Consider the following 22380-nt stretch of genomic DNA (forward strand, 5'->3'; position numbering starts at 1 on the left):
CCTCACAACAAAAAAAACGAGGTCATACATGACGACTGCTCTACGCCAACCCGCGCTGTCCAGCCAATGCCTGGCCGAGTTCCTCGGCACTGCCCTGCTCATCTTCTTCGGTACCGGCTGCGTCGCCGCGCTCAAGGTCGCGGGCGCCAGCTTCGGCCTTTGGGAAATCAGTATCATCTGGGGCGTGGGCGTCAGCATGGCGATCTACCTCACCGCCGGTGTTTCCGGCGCGCACCTGAACCCTGCGGTGAGCATCGCCCTCACCCTGTTCGCCGGTTTCGACAAGCGCAAGCTGCCCTTCTACATGCTGGCCCAGGTATGCGGCGCATTTTGTGGCGCAGCGTTGGTCTACACCTTGTACAGCAACCTGTTCTTCGATTTCGAACAAACCCACGCCATGTTGCGCGGTAGCGAAGCCAGCCTGGAACTGGCCTCGGTGTTCTCCACCTATCCGCACCCATCGCTGTCCACCGGCCAGGCGTTCCTGGTCGAAGTGATCATCACCGCCATCCTGATGGCCGTGATCATGGCCCTGACCGACGACAACAACGGCCTGCCGCGCGGCGCCATGGCCCCGCTGCTGATCGGCCTGCTGATCGCCGTGATCGGCAGCGCCATGGGCCCGTTGACCGGCTTTGCCATGAACCCGGCCCGCGATTTCGGACCAAAACTCATGACCTTCCTGGCCGGTTGGGGCGAAATCGCCTTCACTGGCGGTCGGGACATGCCTTATTTCCTGGTTCCGGTGTTCGCACCGATCCTTGGCGCCTGCCTGGGCGCCGCGACCTATCGCGGCCTGATCGCCCGCAACCTGCCAATGGCAGCCGCCGTGAACCCTGAGACAAATGACAATCGCCAGGGCGATACTCAAGTCAATTGACGCCGGCATCACGCCCAGCCCTGAACCCCTATTTTCGCAAGGCCTACGACCATGACAGACACCCAGGATAAGAACTACATCATCGCCCTGGACCAGGGCACCACCAGTTCGCGGGCCATCATTTTCGACCGCGACGCCAATGTGGTGGGTACCTCTCAGCGCGAATTTGCCCAGCACTACCCGCAAGCGGGCTGGGTCGAGCACGACCCGATGGAAATCTTCGCCACGCAGAGCGCGACCATGGTCGAGGCCCTGGCCCAGGCGGGCATCAGCCACGCCCAGGTCGCCGCGCTGGGTATCACCAACCAGCGTGAAACCACCGTGGTATGGGACAAGGAAACCGGCCGCCCGGTGTACAACGCCATCGTCTGGCAGTGCCGCCGCAGCACCGAGATCTGCGCCCAGCTCAAGCGCGACGGCCATGAAGACTACATTCGCGAAACCACCGGCCTGGTCACCGACCCGTACTTCTCCGGCACCAAGCTGAAGTGGATCCTCGACAATGTCGAGGGCGCCCGTGAACGCGCCGACCGCGGCGAACTGCTGTTCGGCACCATCGATACCTGGCTGATCTGGAAGTTCTCCGGTGGCAAGGTGCATGTCACCGATTACACCAACGCCTCGCGCACGCTGATGTTCAACATCCACAGCCTGCAGTGGGACGACAAGCTCCTGGAAATCCTCGGCATCCCACGGCAGATGCTGCCCGAGGTACGCCCTTCCTCCGAGGTCTACGGCCACACCAAGAGCGGCATCGCCATTGCCGGTATCGCCGGCGACCAGCAGTCGGCACTGTTCGGCCAGATGTGCGTGGAGCCGGGCCAGGCCAAGAACACCTATGGCACCGGCTGCTTCCTGCTGATGAACACCGGCGACCAGGCGGTGAAGTCGTCCCATGGCCTGCTCACCACCATCGCCTGCGGGCCGCGTGGCGAAGTCGCCTACGCACTGGAGGGCGCGGTGTTCAATGGTGGTTCCACCGTGCAGTGGCTGCGTGACGAACTGAAGATCGTCAACGACGCACTGGATACCGAATACTTTGCCAGCAAGGTCAAGGACAGCAACGGCGTATACCTGGTGCCAGCCTTCACCGGCCTGGGTGCCCCGTACTGGGACCCGTATGCCCGTGGCGCACTGTTCGGCCTGACCCGTGGCGTGAAGGTGGACCACATCATCCGCGCTGCTCTGGAATCGATCGCCTACCAGACCCGCGATGTGCTCGACGCCATGCAGCAGGACTGCGGCCAGCGCCTGTCCGAGTTGCGCGTGGACGGCGGTGCGGTGGCCAACAACTTCCTCATGCAGTTCCAGGCCGACATCCTCGGCACCTGCGTGGAGCGGCCGAAGATGCGCGAAACCACGGCGCTGGGTGCGGCCTACCTGGCAGGCCTGGCCTGTGGTTTCTGGAGCGGCCTGGACGAACTGCGCGACAAGGCGATCATCGAGCGCGAGTTCAGCCCGCAGCTGGATGAAACGCAGAAAGAGAAGCTGTATGCCGGCTGGAAGAAGGCTGTCGACCGTACCCGCGACTGGGAAGATCACGAGGCCTGATCCCACCTGATAGGCGCTACACCACGTGTAGGAGCGGCCTTGTGTCGCGAAAGGGCCGCGAAGCGGCCCCAGGATTTTCGTGTCATTGCAAATGTTGCTGGGGCCGCTTCGCGGCCCTTTCGCGACACAAGGCCGCTCCTACAAAAAAGCGCCAGCGCAGGCCACAAAATCGATGCAGGGCATTTGTCCCCGCGGCAGGCCCGATAGTCTACTGGTCGTAGTCCGCGTCCTACGGCATCATTGCAGCATTTGTCCGGCAGCCCCAAAGGACCGCCCATGAATCTGCCCCCTCGCCAACAACAAATCCTCGAACTGGTGCGCGAACGCGGTTACGTCAGTATCGAAGAAATGGCGCAGCTGTTCGTCGTCACACCGCAAACCATTCGCCGTGATATCAACCAGCTGGCCGAGCTCAATCTGCTACGCCGCTACCACGGGGGCGCAGCCTACGACTCGAGCATCGAGAACACCGCCTATGCCATGCGCGCCGACCAGATGCGTGACGAAAAGCAACGCATCGCCGAAGCCGTGGCCCGGCAGATTCCCGACCATGCCTCGCTGTTCATCAACATCGGCACCACCACCGAATCCATCGCCCGGGCGCTGCTCAACCACAACCACCTGAAAGTCATCACCAACAACCTGCACGTGGCCGCGATCCTTGCCGCCAAGGACGATTTCGAAGTGCTGGTGGCAGGTGGCACGGTGCGCCGTGATGGCGGCGTTGTCGGCCAGGCCAGTGTCGACTTCATCAACCAGTTCAAGGTCGACTTCGCCCTGGTGGGCATCAGCGGCATCGACGAAGACGGCAGCCTGCTCGATTTCGACTATCAGGAAGTGCGGGTGTCACAGGCGATCATCGCCAATGCCCGTCAAGTGGTCCTTGCCGCCGACTCCAGCAAGTTCGGGCGCAACGCCATGGTGCGCATGGGCTCGATCAGCCTGGTCGACTGTCTGGTGACCGACCAGGCGCCAACCCCCGCCCTCACCCAGCTGCTGAACCAGTACAAGATCCGGCTTGAGGTGGTTTGAGGGCTGACAGGCGCATGCCGCAAGGCTTGTCGCACCTGTGAGATCGAGCGCCGCCCGCGCCGCGCTCGATCTCATAGACGCCACACCTTTCAAACCGATCATCCAAAATTTTCGTAAATGTTCATTTCATTGTCATCTGATCAGTTTTTTCTATAAAGACTGACTGGCGACCAGCTTTCTGTTGCGCTAGTATTTTCGAAAACGAACATCAATGTTCATATTCGATGTGAACAGCCCCAGGAGGCCTTGCCCGTGTCCCAGCCCGTTTCGTCCCAGCCCCCAGTCGCCGACTGCTATGACCTCGCCGTGATCGGCGGCGGCATCAATGGCGTGGGCATCGCTGCCGACGCCGCCGGGCGCGGCCTCAAGGTATTCCTCTGCGAAAAGGACGACCTGGCCCAGCACACCTCGTCGGCCAGCAGCAAACTGATCCACGGCGGCCTGCGCTACCTGGAGCACTACGAGTTCCGCCTGGTGCGTGAAGCCCTGGCCGAGCGCGAAGTGCTGCTGGCCAAAGCCCCGCACATCGTCAAGCCGATGCGCTTCGTGCTGCCGCACCGCCCGCACTTGCGCCCGGCCTGGATGATTCGCGCCGGCCTGTTCCTCTACGATCACCTGGGCAAGCGCAAGCGCCTGGGTGCTTCGCGCAGCCTGCGCTTCGGCCCGGGCTACCCGCTCAAGCCTGCAATCAGCCGTGGCTTCGAATATGCCGACTGCGCGGTGGACGATGCCCGCCTGGTAGTGCTGAATGCGATGGCCGCACGGGAAAAAGGTGCCCATATCCATACCCGTACCCGCTGCCTGCGTGCGGAGCGTGTGGATGGCCTGTGGCAGGTGGAGTTGCAGCACGCTGACGGCCGCCTGCAGACCATTCGCGCCCGCGCCCTGGTCAACGCTGCCGGCCCGTGGGTGGCCAGCTTCATCAAGGATGACCTCAAGCTCGATGCCCCTTACGGCATCCGCCTGATCCAGGGCAGCCATATCATCGTGCCGCGCATGTACGAAGGCGAACATGCCTACATCCTGCAGAACGAGGACCAGCGCATCGTCTTCTGCATCCCGTACCTGGAGCGCTTCACGCTGATCGGCACCACCGATCGCGAATACAGCGGCGACCCCGCCAAAGTCGCGATCACCGAGCAGGAAACCGATTATCTGCTCAAGGTGGTCAACGCCCATTTCAACCACCAGCTCAGCCGCAGCGACATCGTGCACACCTATTCCGGCGTGCGCCCACTGTGCAACGACGAATCGGACAATCCGTCCGCGGTCACCCGCGACTACACCCTGGCGCTGTCCGCCAGCGAAGGGCAAGCGCCGTTGCTCTCGATATTCGGTGGCAAGCTGACCACCTACCGCAAACTGGCCGAGTCGGCCATGGCCGAGCTCAAGCCACACTTCCCACAGATGCGCGGTAGCTGGACCGCTGGCGCGCCGCTACCAGGTGGTGAGCAGATGACCACGGTGCAGGCTCTGGTCGATGCGGTGGTGGCGCGTTGTGGCTGGTTGCCGGTCGATATCGCCAGGCGCTGGGTGCTGACCTATGGCAGCCGCGTATGGCAGTTGCTGGATGGCGTGCAAGGGCCGGAAGACCTGGGCCAGGCCATTGGCGGTGGGTTGTTCGCCCGGGAGGTGGACTACCTTGCACACAACGAATGGGCATGCAGCGCTGAAGACATTCTCTGGCGCCGCACCAAGCTGGGCCTGTTCACCAGCACCGGCGAGCAACAGGCGCTAGCAGACTATCTGCAACGAGAGCAGCAGGCGCGCACCCAAGCGGCGTGACCCATGGCCTGCCCGCACCCACGGAACGGCGAGCAAGCCGTCCGTGAGTGCGCACCGGGTGCGTAACCGCTGCAGTCACAGGTTCAACCGGTCATAAGCTTCCCTGGCCAACGTGCTTATCAAGTCACGTTCGGCAACCTGATAATCACTCATGACCGTCCTGCCGCGTTGTACATGGGTCCATTCATCGATGCGCTGCGCGGCCAGGTCCGCCTCGATCTGTTCCAGGCGCAGGTCGAAGCGCTGCCGCAGCGTGTCGAAACGATCCGGGTAACGCTGGCGCACATGCACCTCCCAAAACGGGCGCTGGGCGAGCGAGACGATCAGGTCCTCTCGGTTTTCCATCTCCAGCACACTATTTTGAACGCTGCGCAGATCCTGCTCGGTGACGTTGGCGAAATCTTCGAAGTGCATCGTGTCCGGCAGGATGGGCAGGTCCAGCGGCTGCCGCAGGCGCAGCCTGAAAAAAAGCCTCGTTTCGATATCGTCCACGATCGACGCATCCCCTCTGCGCAACTGCCTGATATGCGCGGCGGCGAACCGGTCGACGGCATCCAGGCGAGCCAGTTGCCGCCCCAGACGAACCAGCCCCTCTTCCAGTTCCGCCGCTGGAACTCGGCTGCTCACCCGCTCCGCCAGCAAGCTCAACTCCAGTTGCTCCAGAATCAACAGCATCTGGTCTTCGCAGGTGCGGGGGGACGAGGCCTCGGCAAACACCCGCAACCGCAGCTGTTCATGTTGCTCGCATGCCTGAAGGATGCGCCAGATGCGTTTACGGAAATAACCGGGATGTTCATGAAAATCGTCGCTGTCGAGAAAGTCCGCAAGAAACTGGAACAGCCCTTGCGCATCGGGCTCCTGGTGTAACGACTCCCACAATGCGGCCCTGGGCGCTTTCAATGCGCCGTCTTTGCCGACCCAGGCATCGCGGACAGCCTGGTCAACAGCACGATGGCGGAACGAGCCACCACCCCTGCTGCCAGCGCGGTCAACACCGGCAGCCCGATCAAGCGCGGCCTCGCCCTGGGCATCGAGCGGGTTGTCATGCAGGCTGAACGATTGCAATCGCGCGCCCAAGCCGTTCAGTTCCTGGCGCAACTGGCGAATACGGTTTTCCCTCAAGTCCACATGCCCACGCAGGATCACGTCCGCGGGCGTCGTCTCCAGGCCTGCGTCGCGCAGCCGAACATCAGTAAGTTGGTGCAAGCCGGTCAGCACAGGCGCGCGCCCCAACGGGTTGTGGCTCAGGTCCAGCATCGCCAGCCGCCCCAGGCTGGCCAGGCGCCGTTCACTGGCGACATTCATCACGATACGGTTGCCGGAAAGGTTCAAACGCAGCAGACGCGACAGTCGCTCGAGCCCGACAGGCACTTGCTCGAGACGATTGCCTGCGAGGTCCAACTCGATCAGGTTGCCGAAACGTGACAGGAAGTCTGCACCGACTTCGCTCAAGTTCATGTTGCGCAGCACCAGCCTGCTGACGTGTCCGAAATCCAGCCCAGCGGGCAGTGCTGGCAGGGAGCCAAGATGCTCTCCGTCGATTGTCAGAACATATTCGCCGGCGTGATTGGTTATTTTCCGCCGCCAGCATCGCCGTACCTGCCGGGCCACTCGGCGTCGCCTGGCATACTCAAGTACACCTGGAGCCTCGGCGCACCAGCCATGCAACACCTCCCGCAACCGGGAAAGCTGCTGCTGGAGCTGGCTGAAGTGTTCCCATAGCCCTGTCGAGTGTTGCATGAGCTCCGCCAGGTAAGCGTCCATCTGCTCATCGGTCAACGTCGGGAATACCTGGTGAATGCCGCTTCTGATTGCCTGCCGGCTGCTTTCGGCACGGCCACTGAGAGGGTACCCGATACGCCCGTCTGCAAATCTGTGCACCGGGCGCAATCCCTGCCCGACCGGCGCCAAGCCGATCAGCCGCGCGGCCCGTTCACGGTCGGCAGCGGCCAGGGTAGCCAGGGAATCACGCAGGCCCTGCTCCCCTTCGATACCGCCGAGCAGCCCTTTCTGATCGTCCTCGAGCAGGCGCAGCAACACTTGTGATAGCTCCAGGTTCCGCCCGGCAGCGTCAGCAAGATGGTATCCCTGCTCGCCTCTGACGATGCAACGCACATCAGCAGTTTGCTCGGCACCGAAAGCCATCAAGAGCCGGCCGTTTACCTGCGCCTCACGCAGCTCCACGCGAACCGATTCCGGCCACGGGGCGGTTTCCGATACAAGCCCCAACGCCAAGGCCTCGCTGTCTGCATTGGCCGCGCGCAGCAGGCGCACGCCGGCGCAGGCCCGATCGAGACGAGTGTCATGCAGTAGCCAGCGCGCACGTTCCGCCAGCGCCAGCGGTACTCGCCGACCTTGGGACAGGTTATCAAGTTGCACACCAGAAGCCTGGCCAAGCAACTCGTCCAACGCGTGCGCAGACAACGTGGGGAAGTCACGCACAAGCACGGCAGCTGCCTCGGCACTGGGCTTGGGTTGGCGCTCGGTGAAGACGCGATCAAGCGCTGCCCCCCGTAACAATGGCATCTGCTCATGCAATTGATGGAACTCGAAAGCGTCCAGTAAACGGCCCGGAGCCGTAGCATTCTCCACACGCAGCCGGCGAAGCTGCTCCAGCTTCAGGCCGGTGATCTGCAACAGCTGGTGCGCCGTTTCATCAGGCAATTCTGCCAGGCTCGCCGCCAGGCGCCGCATCAGGCGAGCAGCGCCCTGCCAACGCTGTGGCTGCTCGAGCGCATGATGCCAACCACCGCCGTTGTCCTCCACCCACGGCGCAAATGCCTCGGCGCGGTCCGGGTGACGAATACGCGGTATCCCGTCCTGCGGATCGTCCCAGACCTGAAAGGCCGACTCTTCACTGCGCAGCAGACGGTAATCGGAAGCGCCCCCAGCGTCGGCCAATTTCGCCTCGGCAGCATCCACGCCATATCCTTCGAGATTTGGCGAACACAGCCTTACCTTGCCCAGGCCATCAGATAACGGTACGAGGCCATCGACGAAGGCGACTCGCTTCAAGCCTTGGATCACTGCCGCGCCGCCCTTGGCAAGGAGCAGACCGGTGGCGACGTTTTCCGCCACACCAAAAAGGTGGTCCAGCGCGCCCTCGCGATCCCCGATACGCCAGTCCTGGTAGCCCTCATAGACTTCAGAAGCCACCTGCACCGCAGCCACCGCCAGCAATGCCTCCCCAAGCACCGGCACGAACAGGCCCGCCAGGTTGAGCAGGTCCAACCCCAGTGATGCATAGGCATTGAACCGCTCGTTGCGCGCCTGCTGGTCTTCATCGCCCGTGGGCACGGCGAGCAGTCGGGCATCGTCGTAGATCTTGCCAATCTGCAAGCGTCGCAGGTGTACGTACAACGGTTCATTGACAGCCAGGTGGCGACCGTCGAGTTCGATAGCCGAACCCGCCCTCTTCGCCAGGCGCTCGGTCAACAGGGTAAAGAAGCGGCCTCGGTCCCGCTCACTGACAAACCGAGCGAAGAATGCACGGTAGCCCGGGCTCTGCAAACGAACGGCCAGTGCAACGTATAGCGCTTGCCAGGTGGCAAACCGAGCGACAGGGGTGATCGGATCGCCGGGAATCCAGGCAATGACCCCCTCTATACCCTCCCCGCCTGCCTGTGCCACTTCGAGGGTCACTACACCGCGGATGCATTTCCCCAGCAGATAGAGCTGCCGCGCCGTGGTCACCTGGGGCACTGCCGGCACCACCGGGGTTTCAGCCAACACGGGCAACAGTTGCAGGTAGCTGCGTTCGTCCAACGCGCCCTTGAACAAAGCCATGTACACAGCGACCTGAAAATGCGCGCGCTGATTGTCTTCGAACAGTTTGTGTATCTCGCGCTCGGCCTGCCCCGGCGCGGCGCCTTGAGGATCACTCGGCTTCAGGCAGGTATCGAGCTTGGCCTGGTATCTTCCACCCACGTCCAATTGCCTGCACAGCTTCGCGAACACCTCGAACTTCAATGGCAGCCTCCTGCCATTCCCGTCCAGGAAATAGGCTTTTCGCAGGGAGTCAGCCTTTGTCTCGTTTACGTGATAGTTGTGCAGCGCGGCGGTCAACAAATTGCGTGTAGACCAACTGACAGGGTATGCCTTGCGTATCCCCGGTTGCACGGATGGCTGGAACTCCGATTCCTGCTGGAACACCTGCCAACGCCACGCCTGCTCATTGCTGACCCCGGCTTGCTGCAGGCCAGCGGTAAGCAGTTGCCGGGCAAACGCTTCCAGCGATGGAATCTTGTGTAGCACCTCGCCCAGGTTGTGGGTGGTCTGTTCCTGTTTGCGCAAGGCCTTCAGGAAAGTGCTCCGCCGGTCGGCTGGGGCATGCGTGAGCCAATCGGGCAACTGGCGGGCAATCAGCGTATCGACCGAGTCAGGGGGGAAATCAACGGATGTCATGTGGTGTCTCCAGCGGCAATGGGCGGCCACCTCAACACCTGCGCACCGGGCATGGGCACTAGATAATGCTCATGGATCGAACCTTGGTTTCCCGGCTGGCCGTCATCGCCCCCTGGCGGCACCACAGGCAGCTCAGCGCAGCACTATCTACCGCCAAGCCGGGTTCCCAGCGTGATGCTCTGGTGGCTTTTTCAGCCCCGGAGATCACCACGTGCCGCCCATCGAAAGTATTCCGTCCGACTCCATCGACCATCTGATCGCGCAGCAGCTTCCTGACTGGTTGACCCGCGCGGACGCACAGCACCGTGAAGCCTATCGCGAAGCCTTGAGCGAACAGCAACAGGCAGCCGACAGCCTCAAGCATCTGCTTGCCTCGATACCGGATATTGAACAGTTCGCCGTCCCTCTGCTCGAAGGCGCCTTGCTTGCAGAAGGGCTTGGCGAGATCGACCCTCGGTCTACATACGTGGTCATCAGCGAAGCGTTTCAGTTGCCCTCTGCTGCAGAAAAGCTTTACCAACCCAGCATCACTCACACCACACGACAGAGCCTGCTAGCCGCCGCGCTACACAACTTCGAAGCACACGAAACCCAGCCTTGGTGGCAGCGCAAGGCGCATCTGGTGGACGAAAAGGGCAGGCGCCTGGCGATGACGTTCGAGCGCTTTGCCAGCCTGTGCCGCACGCTGGACATCGGCGGACGATACCAAGCCCTTCTGAACCGCATCCTCAAACCCAGAGCAGGCCGAGGCCAACCAGCGGATCAGGCGCGAATCAAGGTGGAACAGCAGTTTCAGCGCGGTATTCGTTCGCGCATGCGAGCTGCGCTTCATGAAGGCAGGCTCAAGGGCCAGCTGGATGAGCAGGATCTGCTGCGGTTGCTATCAGTGCTTGCTACCCCTGCCCAGCCCGCGCATGACAAAGGCAGCCTGATCCCGCGCCAACTGTATCTGCTGGGCAAGTGCATGGTCGGCATCATCGCGCTCGAATGGCGACCGCTGCCAGATTCCGCCCTCGATGAGATTATCGTCTGGATCCCTGATGACCCTGACCGAAGCCTGCGTTTCTACGACTCGTGGCGCGAGCTCTACGACGACCTTGCCAGGCGCCTCGAACATCGGTCGTTCCAGACCTTTCTGCGGCGTTTCATCAAGGCGCAGGACAGGAGCGAGTTCGACCAGGCGCTCTCGCGGGCTTTGGCTGCATCGCAGAAGGAGCACGCCCCGGAACTTGACGGGCGCAACCTCGCCGTGAGTGGTGATGTGTTCGCCCACGTGCAGGCCTTGCTGGTTACCAGGATCTTCGACGATGCCGCCTACCTGGCCGTAGCGACCGATCAGGAAGACCGTCTAAGCAGGCACAGGCGCTTGCAGGCCATGCTCGGCGCAGGGCTGGACCTGCTGGGGCTGATTGCATTCGTCGTGCCCGTCGTAGGCGACCTGATGCTGGTGCTTAGCGCTGCGCAACTGTTGGACGAGGTCTACGAAGGCTATCAGGACTGGCAACTGGGTGATCGCCAAGGGGCTCTGGATCACCTGTTCACCGTGGCCCAGGGCCTGGTGTTCGCCGGTGCCAGCGCAGGCGCGATAAAGGCAATACGGCGGGTACCTTTTGTCGATGGGTTGGCGCCAAGGCCGCTTCCTGAAGGCAAAGTCAAACTGGCTCGCTCTCCTCACTACTTCCCAGCCGAGGAAAACGCGTCGGTACTGCTGCAGGGGTTGCAAGGCAACCACCTGGGTGAACTTCAGGAGTCGAGCGCCAGCATGCTGCAGGATGTCACCGGTTTTTCCACGGAGCAGTTACGCCAGCTGTGCCTGGAACACGCCCCGCCGCCAGCGCGGCTGCTCGACATCCACGAACGTATTGCACTGCATACCGACCACCCAGGGTTACGCGGCGCGGCCTTCGAGGAGCAATTGCTCGCCCGGCGCCAGGCTGTTTCCGATGAGCAGAAAACATTGATGAATGCCTTCAGGTACCTCTCACCGAGGGGCGCCCAGGAAATCATCGAGCACAGCAGCTCCTCACAGCTGAAAAAACTCCAGGCAAGCGGGCGTGTGCCGTTGGGCATGGCGGAACGTGCCCGCTGGTATGAGCGGGACAGCCGTATCGACCGGGCTTGCCTTGGCATGCGCCTGGCGGCGCTGGGTACAGCCGACAGCGAAAAACTGGTGATGGGGCTGATCGAGCGCCAAGCACCCTGGCCGGCCGCATTGCGTGTGGAACTGCGTGAAGGTCACCAGAAAGGTCGCCTGTTGTATGCAAGCCCAGATACGCAGAACAGCCAGGTGTCGATCATCGTGCGACAACCAGACGGCTACAGGCTGGCCAATGACGCGAATCACCTGGCCAGCGGTACCTTGCTCGAAACGGTACTGCGCACCTTTGACGAGCAGCAGAAAACCAAGCTTGGAAACCGCAACTTGCAGGCCAGGCAGCTCCGTCAGCAACTCCTTGTGGCCGCGGTGCAGGATCGGCAACGCACGGCGGAAATCCTCGGGCTACCCCGTATCGGTGCCAATCTGCGGCCGCCCAGGCGCTTTGCCGATGGAAGGCTTGGATACCCACTCAGCGGTGGCGGCGAAAGCAGCCGGCAGGCCATTCGCCAAGGCATCCATCAGATCTTCCCGACATTGAGCGAACTGCAACTGGACGCCTACCTGAACGCCGTGCGTCAGCGAGGCGAAAACCTGTGGAGCCATTATCAGATGCTGCAACGCCAGCTTGGCGAACTACGCGAGACGCTACGGGCCTGGCAGGCCGACTGGCAGTCGCCGGTCGACGCCATCCGTCGCCGCCGTATCGTCGATGCCCTTCGCCGCAGCTGGCGGCGCAAGCTGGTGGATGGCAACGACCAGTACGAGTTGTTCATAGACGGCGAGTCCGTACCGACCCTGCCAGCGTTGCCAGCCGGCATCGAATACGGGCATGTGCGCCGCCTGACATTGCGCGACATGCATCTGGAACACATCGATGCCCAATTCCTCAGGCGTTTTCCCAACATCGTCGATCTGGACCTCAGCGGCAACCGGCTGACCCAGGTGCCCGAGGGTATCGAAAGCCTTACCCAGCTCCGACGCGTGAACCTTGGCAACAACCGGATCACGCTGGACCAGACGGCAAGCAACCGCCTGGCCCAACTCCAACGCCTCGATACGCTGATACTGAGTTACAACCCGCTCAATGGGTTGCCTGACCTGTCCGCGTTGCCGCATGTGCGTGACCTGCAGTTGCGCGCCACGGGCCAGGCAGACATCAGCCAGATTCACCAGCTGATAACGATGCGCGCCCATGTCGATCTGCGCGACAACAGGATCAGCGAGCTACAGCGGGAAATGCGCGGGCTGCGCCTGCGCCTGCAGCGCCTCAACCTGCACGACAACCCCTTGAGCGAAAGCAGTATCGAATATCTCGACGAAGCGCGCGGCGTCACCGATGCCGGTGGCAGGGGCAGCGCCAGCTACACCCACGGGGTGGTCGACGAGGACACCCGCGCCAATTGGGTAGCCTCCAGAAACGAGCTGTTGCGCGCTCAACGCGAGGCAGCCTGGGACCGCCTGATCGAAGAGCCTGGTTCGGCAAGCATGTTCCGGTTCCTGGCCGACTTCGCCCAAAGCGAGGACTTCCAGGACAATCCTCGCCATTATCGTCGGCGCGCCTGGCATATCCTGGAAGCTTGCGAAAACAACGAAGCACTGCGTGAACAGCTGTTTCGCGAGGCCGATGGACCACGCAGCTGCGATGACCGCCTGCTGCTGATGCTCAACCAGATGGAAGTCGGCGTCATGGCTTATCAGGGCGTCGAAGGCGTACCTGCTGCGATGAGAGAAACAAGCTTGCTGCACCTGGGGGAGCAGTTGCATCGTCTCGACCTGTTGGATGCCATTGCCAATCGCCATGTCCAGCGCTTGCGCCAGGCAGGGCGCAGGCCGGATGAAATCGAAGTCCGCCTGTTCTATCGCTTGCGCCTTGCAGACGCCCTCGACCTGCCAGTACCGCCCGATGAAATGCATTTCGCTTCGTACGCGCATGTGACGTCCGCAGACCTGAACGATGCGCAACTGGAAGTGCTGGGCACCTACGAGACGTTACCCATGCTGGATGCGCTCGCCGTCCGCCCCTATTGGCAGACCTACCTGCGTGAAACCTATGCGGAGCGTTTCGAGGCGATGACCGGGCCTTACCACGATCGGATGGAAGCGCTCGAAGCGCAGGCCACGGCGGGCCAGGAAGGCGACTACGAAGAACGCGCCAGCTCACTGATGCACGAACTGGCGGCAGAAGAATCAACCTTGATGCGCCGTTTGACGGCCGAAGCGTGGGCACGTTCCAGGTCGGCTGACGTGGACCGCCCGCTTCAGCGCTGATCCTCGAACGCTGCCCCGGTCAGGTTGCCTGGACCGGCGCCTGACCGGGTTGGTAGCGGCAGCGTGTGACGAGATATGCGTTCGGATTTCCGAATGGCCGAAAACAATTCGTTCGGAAATGCGCACGCAACTCACCGTCATACAATGGTCAAAAAAGATTGATTCCCAGCAAATTCGCGGCGTTATCATCGAACACAGGGCTTGGCACGACTCATGCTCTACACTTGGTAGCCGAATGCAATCGTTTACTTCTGTATTCGTTGAACGAAGAGTCCGCCAACGGCTCCATAAAAAAAACAAACACGTCGAGGAAAATTTGATGCGCATCGTTCGTCAATTGCTGGGCGCCGCCATCGCGGCCGCTGTGATCGCTTCGCCGGCCATGGCCGAAGAACTGACCGGCACCCTGAAGAAGATCAAGGATTCGGGCACCATCACCCTGGGCCACCGCGACTCCTCCATCCCGTTTTCCTACCTGGCCGGCAAGCCCGAGCCCGTGGGCTACTCGCATGACATCCAGATGGCTGTCGTCGACGCCCTGAAGAAGCAGCTGGGCACGGACATCAAGGTCCGCTACAACCTCGTCACCTCCCAGACCCGCATCCCGCTGGTGCAGAACGGCACCGTGGACCTCGAGTGCGGCTCCACCACCAACAACGTCGAGCGCCAGCAACAGGTCGGCTTCTCGGTCGGCATCTTCGAAGTCGGTACCCGCCTGCTGACCAAGGTCAAGGACGGTCAGCCGGCATACAAGGACTTCCCGGACCTGGCCGGCAAGAACGTGGTGACCACCGCCGGTACCACCTCCGAGCGCATCCTCAAGGCGATGAACGCCGACAAGCAGATGAAGATGAACGTGATTTCCGCCAAGGACCACGGTGAAGCCTTCAACATGCTCGAAAGCGGCCGCGCCGTGGCCTTCATGATGGACGACGCCCTGCTCGCCGGCGAAATGGCCAAGGCTCGCAAACCGTCGGACTGGGTCATCACCGGTACCCCGCAATCGTACGAAATCTACGGCTGCATGGTGCGCAAGGATGACGCGGCCTTCAAGAAAGCGGTCGATGACGCCATCGTCGGCTACTTCAAGTCGGGCGAAGTCAACAAGAGCTACGACAAGTGGTTCCAGCAGCCAATCCCGCCAAAGGGCCTGAACCTGCAGTTCCCGATGAGCGACGAGCTGAAGAAACTGATCGCCGAGCCGACCGACAAGGCTGCGGACGAGAAGAAGTCCTGACTCTCAGATAGTGGCCTGGTGCTCAACAGCACCAATCAATACTGCAGGCCACTCATTAGTGTCTAACCTTTCATCCGAGGGCGCCAAGCGCTCTCGGATGCTCGAAGGTGCCCGTGAAACAATCGTCTGAGGGGAAATCCCGATGAATTACAACTGGGACTGGGGCGTGTTCTTCAAGTCCACCGGCGTGGGCAGCGAAACCTATCTGGACTGGTACGTCACCGGCCTGGGCTGGACCATCGCCATCGCCATCTCCGCCTGGATCATCGCCTTGCTGCTGGGCTCGGTCCTCGGTGTCATGCGTACCGTGCCGAACCGTGTGGTAGCAGGTATCGCCACCGCCTACGTGGAGCTGTTCCGCAACGTACCGCTGCTGGTGCAGCTGTTCATCTGGTACTTCCTGGTGCCGGACCTGCTGCCAGAGGGCCTGCAGGAATGGTTCAAGCAGGACCTCAACCCGACCACTTCGGCGCTGATCAGCGTGGTCATCTGCCTGGGCCTGTTCACCGCCGCCCGCGTGTGCGAACAGGTGCGTACCGGCATCCAGGCGCTGCCCCGCGGCCAGGAAGCCGCCGCCCGTGCCATGGGCTTCAGCCTGTCGCAGATCTACACCAACGTGCTGCTGCCGCAAGCCTACCGGATCATCATTCCGCCGCTCACCTCGGAATTCCTGAACGTGTTCAAGAACTCGTCGGTGGCGTCGCTGATCGGTCTGATGGAACTGCTGGCACAAACCAAGCAGACCGCCGAATTCTCGGCCAACTTGTTCGAGGCCTTCACCCTGGCCACGCTGATCTACTTCACCCTGAACATGGGCCTGATGCTGCTGATGCGCATGGTCGAGAAGAAAGTCTCGGTGCCCGGCCTGATTTCCGTAGGGGGCAAATAAATGGACATGGATTTCAGCGAAATCATCCCGGCCCTGCCTGCGCTGTGGGAAGGCATGGTCATGACCCTGCAGCTGATGGTCATGGGCGTGGTCGGCGGCATTGTGCTGGGGACCATCCTGGCCCTGATGCGCCTGTCGTCGAGCAAGCTGCTGTCGAACGTGGCCGGCGCCTACGTCAACTACTTCCGCTCGATCCCGCTGCTGCTGGTCATCACCTGGTTCTACCTGGCGGTACCGTTCGTGCTGCGCTGGATCACCGGCGAGGACACCCCGGTGGGTGCCTTCACCTCCTGCGTGGTGGCATTCATGATGTTCGAGGCCGCGTACTTCTGCGAAATCGTCCGCGCCGGCGTGCAGTCGATCTCCAAGGGCCAGATGGGCGCCGCCCAGGCGCTGGGCATGACCTACGGCCAGACCATGCGCCTGATCATCCTGCCCCAGGCCTTCCGCAAGATGACCCCGCTGCTGCTGCAGCAGAGCATCATCCTGTTCCAGGACACCTCGCTGGTATACACCGTGGGCCTGGTGGACTTCCTCAACTCGGCACGCTCCAACGGCGACATCATCGGGCGCTCCCATGAGTTCCTGATCTTCGCCGGTGTCGTGTACTTCCTCATCAGCTTCTCCGCTTCGTGGCTGGTCAAGCGCCTGCAAAAAAGGATCACCGTATGATTTCCATCAAGAACGTCAACAAGTGGTACGGGGACTTCCAGGTACTGACCGACTGCAGCACCGAGGTCAAGAAGGGTGAAGTGGTGGTGGTATGCGGCCCGTCAGGCTCGGGCAAGTCCACCCTGATCAAGTGCGTCAACGCCCTGGAGCCGTTCCAGAAAGGTGACATCGTGGTCGACGGCACCTCGATCGCCGACCCCAAGACCAACCTGCCCAAGCTGCGTTCGCGCGTTGGCATGGTGTTCCAGCACTTCGAGCTGTTCCCGCACCTGTCCATCACCGAGAACCTGACCATTGCCCAGCGCAAGGTGCTTGGCCGCAGCGAAGCGGAAGCGACCAAGAAGGGCCTGGCCCTGCTCGACCGTGTCGGCCTCGGTGCCCACGCCAAGAAGCACCCCGGCCAGCTGTCCGGCGGCCAGCAGCAGCGCGTGGCCATCGCCCGTGCCCTGTCGATGGACCCGATCGTCATGCTGTTCGACGAACCGACCTCGGCGCTGGACCCGGAGATGGTCAACGAAGTACTGGACGTGATGGTCGAACTGGCCCACGAAGGCATGACCATGATGTGCGTGACCCACGAAATGGGCTTCGCCCGCAAGGTAGCCAACCGCGTGATCTTCATGGACAAGGGCAACATCATCGAGGACTGCCAGAAGGAAGACTTCTTCGGCAACCCGAGCGCCCGCCACGAGCGTACCCAGCACTTCCTCAGCAAGATCCTGCAACACTGATTTTGCTTCACTGAAGCGGTCGGCGCCGCTGCCCTTTCGGGCAGCAGGCGCTGGTCGTGACAAGGCCACTGTGATGAAATGCGATCCTTCGCTTCTTCTCCCTGCCAAGCCTGCCGTGAAATCCCGCCTGCTCCGCCAATTGCTGTTGCCGCCACTGATCATCCTGCTGATGGTCGGCCTGGGTATGGCTGGCTACCTGATCAGCGAGAGCAACGGTATCCGCACCCTCAGCGAAAACGGCGAGCGCCAGCTGGAGCTGCACGCGCGCACGGTCGAGAGCGAAATCAGCAAGTACACCTACCTGCCGAGCCTGCTGGAGCTGGAAGACAGCGTCTCGCACCTGCTCACCGACCCTGATGGCGGCTCGCGGCAGATCGTCAACGAATACCTCGAAGGCCTGAACCGGCGCAGCCGCAGCCGGGCCATCTTCGTCCTCGACACCAATGGCCGGGTCCAGGCCACCAGCAACTGGCGCGATGCCGACTCGTTCCTCGGCGAAGACCTTTCATTCCGTGCCTACTTCCAGACCGCCGTGCGCGGCGAGCCCGGGCGTTTCTACGGTATCGGCAGCACCACCGGCGAGGCCGGCTATTACCTGGCCCACGGCCTGGAGGAGCACGGCAAGATCATTGGCGTGGCGGTGATTAAAGTGCGCCTGGACACCCTCGAGGAGCGCTGGCAGCGTGCCCGCCTGGAAGCGTTCGTCAGCGACGAGAACGGCATCATCATCCTCTCCAGCGACCCGGCCCGGCGCCTGAAGTCGGTACGCCCGCTGACCCCGCAGATCAAGGAGCGCCTGGCCCGTAGCCTGCAGTACTACTGGTGGCCGCTGAACGAGCTGCAGCCCCTGGCCCGTGAAACCCTGGCCGACGGTGTGGAAAAGCTGACCTTCCCGGCCAACAGCGAAACCGCACAGGGCAAGGCCCGCGAAATGGCCTACCTGGCCCAGACCCGGCGCCTGGTCGACACGCCCTGGCACTTCACTCTGCTGACCCCACTGCAGGACCTGCGCCGCGAATCCATGGTACAGGGCATCCTGGTGGGCGTGGCCTTTGCCTTGCTGGCGATCCTCGGCATTGCCTGGAACGAACGGCGCAAGGTCATCGCCACCCGCCTGGCAGCCCGCGAGGCCCTGCAGGAAGCCAACAGCCAGCTGGAGCGACGGATTACCGAACGCACGGCCGACCTGCGTGCCAGCAACGAACGCCTCAAGGGCCAGATTCGCGAGCGCCGGCATGCCGAGCAGACCCTGCGCCACGCCCAGGACGAACTGGTACAGGCCGGCAAGCTGGCCGCCATCGGGCAGATGTCCACCAGCATTGCCCACGAACTGAACCAACCTCTTGCCGCGCTGCGCACGTTGTCCGGCAACACCGTGCGCTTCCTCGAGCGCGGGGCACTGGAAACCGCCAGCACCAACCTGCGCACCATGAACGACCTGATCGACCGCATGGGCCGCATCACCGCCAGCCTGCGCTCGTTCGCCCGACGCAGTGACGACAGCGGCCAGGCCTCGCTGGCCAAGGCGGTGGACGCTACCCTGCAGGTGCTGGCCAACCGCATCAGCGCCTGCCACCTGCAGCTGCACAATCAGTTCGAGGACCAGCAGCTGGCCATCGACCAGACCCGCCTGGAGCAGATCTTGGTCAACCTGATCGGCAACGCCCTGGATGCCATGGCCGCCCAGCCGCTGCCGCAACTGTGGCTGGAAGGCGAGCTGCAGGGCGACAAGTACCGTTTGCAGGTGCGCGACAATGGCCACGGCATCGACGCCGAGGCGCGCAAGCACCTGTTCGAACCTTTCTTCACCACCAAACCGGGCGAACACGGCCTGGGCCTGGGCCTGACCCTGTCGGCGAGCCTTGCCGCCGCCGCCAAGGGCAGCCTCAACGTCGAGCACCCCGCCAGCGGCGGCACGGCCTTCGTCCTGGCCCTGCCCCTGGTCTCACCCCCTAGCGAATCGGCAGAGCACCCATGAACCAAGCGCCTCTTACCGTCCTGATCGTCGAAGACGACCCGCATGTGCTGCTCGGCTGCCAACAGGCGTTGGCCCTGGAAGACATCGCCTGCGAAGGCGTAGGCAGCGCCGAACAGGCGCTGGAACGCATCGGCGACGACTTCGCCGGCATCGTCGTCAGCGATATCCGCCTGCCGGGCATCGATGGCCTGGAGCTGCTCAACCGCCTCAAGGCCCGCGACCGCAGCCTGCCGGTGGTGCTGATCACCGGCCACGGCGATATCGACATGGCGGTCGGCGCCATGCGCAATGGCGCCTACGACTTCATGGAAAAACCCTTCTCCCCGGAGCGCCTGGTCGACGTGGTGCGCCGCGCCCTTGAGCAGCGCGGGCTGTCGCGCGAAGTCGTGGCCCTGCGCCGCCAGTTGGCCGAACAAAGCAGCCTGGAGGGGCGCATCATTGGCCGCTCGCCAGCCATGGAGCACCTGCGCGAACTGATCGCCAACGTCGCCGATACCTCGGCCAACGTGCTGATCGAAGGCGAAACCGGTACCGGCAAGGAACTGGTCGCCCGCTGCCTGCACGATTTCAGCCGCCGCCAGGGCCAGCCGTTCGTGGCACTGAACTGTGGCGGCCTGCCGGAAAACCTGTTCGAAAGCGAGATTTTCGGCCACGAGGCCAACGCCTTCACCGGTGCCGGCAAACGCCGCATCGGCAAGATCGAACACGCCAACGGCGGCACGCTGTTCCTCGACGAGGTGGAGAGCATGCCGATCAACCTGCAGATCAAGCTGTTGCGCGTGCTGCAGGAGCGCACCCTGGAGCGGCTGGGCTCGAACCAGAGCATTCCGGTGGACTGCCGGGTGATCGCGGCCACCAAGTCCGACCTGGATGCCATGGGCCAGAGCGGCCAGTTCCGCAGCGACCTGTATTACCGGCTGAACGTGGTGACCCTCGAGCTGCCGCCGCTGCGCGAGCGCCGCGAAGACATCCTGCAGCTGTTCGAACACTTCCTGCAGCAGTCCGCCCTGCGCTTCGACCGCGAAACGCCTGCGCTGGACAGCCAGACCTTGTCGCGCCTGATGGCCCACGACTGGCCGGGCAACGTGCGTGAACTGCGCAACGTCGCCGAACGCTATGCCCTCGGCCTGCCAGCGTTCAAGAAAGGCCCCAGCGGTGGTGCCAGCCAAGGTTTGGGCTTTGCCGAGGCGGTGGAAGCGTTCGAGCGCAACCTGCTCGGCGATGCCCTGCAACGCACCGGTGGCAACCTGAGCCAGGCCAGCCAGGAGCTGGGCATGGCCAAGACCACGCTGTTCGACAAAGTGAAGAAATACGGCCTCGGCTAACCTCAACCCCAACCTGGAAAGACAACGTGGACCTGGTATTCAAAGCTGCCCTGGGCGCTGGCGTGGTGGTGCTGCTGGCGGTGCTGTCGAAGACGCGCAATTACTACATCGCCGGGCTGGTGCCGCTGTTCCCCACCTTCGCCCTGATTGCCCACTACATCGTCGGCAAAGGGCGCAGCATTGCCGACCTGAAGACCACCATCCTGTTCGGCATGTGGTCGATCATTCCGTACTTCGTGTACCTGGCGACCTTGTATGTACTGGTCGACCGCATGCGCCTGGAGGCATCGCTGGCGTTGGCCACGGTGGCCTGGCTGATGGCGGCGACCGTGTTGGTGACCTTGTGGGTGCGGATGCACTGAGGCCGGTCGGCTGACGCGGTCCGTGTAGGAGCGGCCTTGTGTCGCGATGGGGCGCGTAGCGGCCCCCGATTTCAGCTTCGCCGCGAATATTGCCGGGGCCGCTTTGCGGCCCTTTCGCGACACAAGGCCGCTCCTACAGGGGATCGCATCAGCCTGGAAGCATGGAAATTCACAGCCCTGCGATATGCGTGACATCCTGCCGATGTGCCTGCAGGTAAGGCAACACCGCCCCCAGCAACGGCGCCTTGAACGGCTCCTGGAAGCGGTGCGCCAACCCCGGTATCAAGCGCAGCTCGCTGCCCTGGATATGCGCCGCCAGGTGCACGCCATGCATCACCGGCAGCAACGGGTCGGCCGTGCCATGCACCACCAGGGTCGGCACCCGCAACTGGTTCAGCAACTCGACCCTGCTCGGCTCGGCCAGTATCGCCATGATCTGGCGCTTGGCCCCCTCCGGGTTGAACGCCCGGTCATAGGCCACGGCCGCCTGCTGCAGCAAGGCCGCACGGTCGTCACGCACCTCGGGGCTACCCAGCGCCGCCAGCAGGTCGGCCTGCTGTTCGATGGCCACTTCGCGGTTCGGTGCGCTGCGCCGGGCCAGCAACTGCACCAGCGCCGGATCCGGCGCCGGCAACCCCGCCGCCCCTGAACTGGACATGACCAGCGTCAGGCTGCGCACGCGCTCGGGCGCCATGGCGGCCAGGTGCTGAGCAATCATGCCGCCCATGCTCACCCCCAGCACATGAAACTGGCGCACGCCCAACGCATCCATCAGGCGCAGGCCATCGTCCGCCATGTCGGTCAGCGTATAGGGCGCAGCCACCGGCAGGCCCAGCTTGTAGCGCAGCAGCTCGACCGTCAGGTTGGCCGACGGTGGCAGCTGGCTCCAGCGTGACAGGCCGACATCGCGGTTGTCATAGCGAATCACCCGAAAGCCCTGGCGGCACAACGCTTCGACCACGTCGTCCGGCCAGTGGATCAGCTGCCCGCCAAGGCCCATCACCAGCAGCAAGGCCGGGTCGCGTGGCGCACCGACGCTCTGATACACCAGGCTGACCGCGCCCAGTTCGGCACGCTGCACCGGCACGTGGGCGTCACAACGCTGTTCAGCGAAACTCGCCGGTACGCCGAATACAAAGAAAAGAAAAAGCCAAAAAGCCCGCATGAA

The 22380-nt window shown here is 62.8% G+C and carries 14 protein-coding genes; 12 read left to right on the forward strand and 2 right to left on the reverse strand.

Annotated features, from left to right (window positions below; translation table 11 throughout):
- Positions 1-28: 28 nt before the first annotated feature.
- The 4 genes from ABIB24_RS05805 (at position 29) to glpD (ending at position 5248) form a co-directional block, all read left to right on the forward strand.
- Positions 29-880, forward strand: a complete 852-nt coding sequence (locus tag ABIB24_RS05805) for an MIP/aquaporin family protein (protein ID WP_075046148.1) — start codon at positions 29-31, stop codon at positions 878-880.
- A 51-nt stretch (positions 881-931) separates the two neighbouring features.
- Entirely contained in the window at positions 932-2431 is a 1500-nt protein-coding gene (glpK, locus tag ABIB24_RS05810; protein WP_274078347.1) for a glycerol kinase GlpK, read from the forward strand.
- Between the two features lie 276 nt (positions 2432-2707).
- On the forward strand, positions 2708-3463 hold the full coding sequence (gene glpR / locus ABIB24_RS05815) for a DNA-binding transcriptional repressor GlpR (protein WP_025340394.1): 756 nt from the start codon (positions 2708-2710) through the stop codon (positions 3461-3463).
- Between the two features lie 252 nt (positions 3464-3715).
- Positions 3716-5248, forward strand: coding sequence for a glycerol-3-phosphate dehydrogenase (gene glpD, locus ABIB24_RS05820; RefSeq protein WP_354316214.1), 1533 nt, complete (start codon positions 3716-3718; stop codon positions 5246-5248).
- A gap of 75 nt (positions 5249-5323) precedes the next feature.
- Here the strand turns inward: glpD and ABIB24_RS05825 are convergent, their stop codons facing one another.
- On the reverse strand, positions 5324-9652 hold the full coding sequence (locus tag ABIB24_RS05825; protein ID WP_354316215.1) for an NEL-type E3 ubiquitin ligase domain-containing protein: 4329 nt from the start codon (positions 9650-9652) through the stop codon (positions 5324-5326).
- A 211-nt stretch (positions 9653-9863) separates the two neighbouring features.
- On the opposite strand from ABIB24_RS05825, the gene ABIB24_RS05830 reads away from it, so the two are divergent.
- The 8 genes from ABIB24_RS05830 to ABIB24_RS05865 all read left to right on the forward strand — a co-directional run bounded on the left by ABIB24_RS05830 (position 9864) and on the right by ABIB24_RS05865 (position 21212).
- Positions 9864-14018, forward strand: a complete 4155-nt coding sequence (locus ABIB24_RS05830; protein WP_354316216.1) for an NEL-type E3 ubiquitin ligase domain-containing protein — start codon at positions 9864-9866, stop codon at positions 14016-14018.
- A gap of 319 nt (positions 14019-14337) precedes the next feature.
- Entirely contained in the window at positions 14338-15255 is a 918-nt protein-coding gene (locus ABIB24_RS05835) for a glutamate/aspartate ABC transporter substrate-binding protein (RefSeq protein WP_013973968.1), read from the forward strand.
- 142 nt (positions 15256-15397) lie between these two features.
- Entirely contained in the window at positions 15398-16144 is a 747-nt protein-coding gene (locus ABIB24_RS05840; RefSeq protein WP_025340399.1) for an amino acid ABC transporter permease, read from the forward strand.
- Positions 16145-16816 carry an amino acid ABC transporter permease gene (locus ABIB24_RS05845; RefSeq protein ID WP_075046155.1) on the forward strand — a complete coding sequence of 224 codons (672 nt, stop codon included), beginning with the start codon at positions 16145-16147 and terminating at the stop codon, positions 16814-16816.
- Positions 16813-17547 (forward strand): amino acid ABC transporter ATP-binding protein, encoded by a 735-nt coding sequence (locus tag ABIB24_RS05850; RefSeq protein ID WP_003258023.1) that lies wholly within the window; start codon positions 16813-16815, stop codon positions 17545-17547. The genes ABIB24_RS05845 and ABIB24_RS05850 overlap by 4 nt, the downstream gene beginning before the upstream one ends.
- Positions 17548-17620: 73 nt before the next feature.
- Positions 17621-19525, forward strand: a complete 1905-nt coding sequence (gene aauS / locus ABIB24_RS05855) for a two-component sensor histidine kinase AauS (RefSeq protein ID WP_025340401.1) — start codon at positions 17621-17623, stop codon at positions 19523-19525.
- A complete protein-coding gene (aauR, locus tag ABIB24_RS05860) occupies positions 19522-20850 on the forward strand; it encodes a two-component response regulator AauR (protein WP_046614764.1) in 1329 nt (442 codons plus the stop codon). The genes aauS and aauR overlap by 4 nt, the downstream gene beginning before the upstream one ends.
- 26 nt (positions 20851-20876) lie before the next feature.
- Entirely contained in the window at positions 20877-21212 is a 336-nt protein-coding gene (locus tag ABIB24_RS05865; protein WP_013973973.1) for a GlpM family protein, read from the forward strand.
- 169 nt (positions 21213-21381) lie between these two features.
- Here the strand turns inward: ABIB24_RS05865 and ABIB24_RS05870 are convergent, their stop codons facing one another.
- Positions 21382-22377 carry an alpha/beta fold hydrolase gene (locus tag ABIB24_RS05870; protein WP_354316217.1) on the reverse strand — a complete coding sequence of 332 codons (996 nt, stop codon included), beginning with the start codon at positions 22375-22377 and terminating at the stop codon, positions 21382-21384.
- Between the last annotated feature and the right edge of the window lie 3 nt (positions 22378-22380).

The sequence above is a fragment of the Pseudomonas sp. UYEF17 genome (assembly GCF_040546125.1).
Lineage (GTDB): Bacteria > Pseudomonadota > Gammaproteobacteria > Pseudomonadales > Pseudomonadaceae > Aquipseudomonas > Aquipseudomonas putida_Z.

Coding starts and splice junctions, on each gene's coding strand:
- ABIB24_RS05805 (WP_075046148.1), top strand. CDS start 29: ATGACGACTGCTCTACGCCAACCCGCGCTGTCCAGCCAATGCCTGGCC.
- glpK (WP_274078347.1), top strand. CDS start 932: ATGACAGACACCCAGGATAAGAACTACATCATCGCCCTGGACCAGGGC.
- glpR (WP_025340394.1), top strand. CDS start 2,708: ATGAATCTGCCCCCTCGCCAACAACAAATCCTCGAACTGGTGCGCGAA.
- ABIB24_RS05825 (WP_354316215.1), bottom strand. CDS start 9,652: ATGACATCCGTTGATTTCCCCCCTGACTCGGTCGATACGCTGATTGCC.
- ABIB24_RS05835 (WP_013973968.1), top strand. CDS start 14,338: ATGCGCATCGTTCGTCAATTGCTGGGCGCCGCCATCGCGGCCGCTGTG.
- ABIB24_RS05840 (WP_025340399.1), top strand. CDS start 15,398: ATGAATTACAACTGGGACTGGGGCGTGTTCTTCAAGTCCACCGGCGTG.
- ABIB24_RS05845 (WP_075046155.1), top strand. CDS start 16,145: ATGGACATGGATTTCAGCGAAATCATCCCGGCCCTGCCTGCGCTGTGG.
- ABIB24_RS05850 (WP_003258023.1), top strand. CDS start 16,813: ATGATTTCCATCAAGAACGTCAACAAGTGGTACGGGGACTTCCAGGTA.
- aauS (WP_025340401.1), top strand. CDS start 17,621: ATGAAATGCGATCCTTCGCTTCTTCTCCCTGCCAAGCCTGCCGTGAAA.
- aauR (WP_046614764.1), top strand. CDS start 19,522: ATGAACCAAGCGCCTCTTACCGTCCTGATCGTCGAAGACGACCCGCAT.
- ABIB24_RS05870 (WP_354316217.1), bottom strand. CDS start 22,377: ATGCGGGCTTTTTGGCTTTTTCTTTTCTTTGTATTCGGCGTACCGGCG.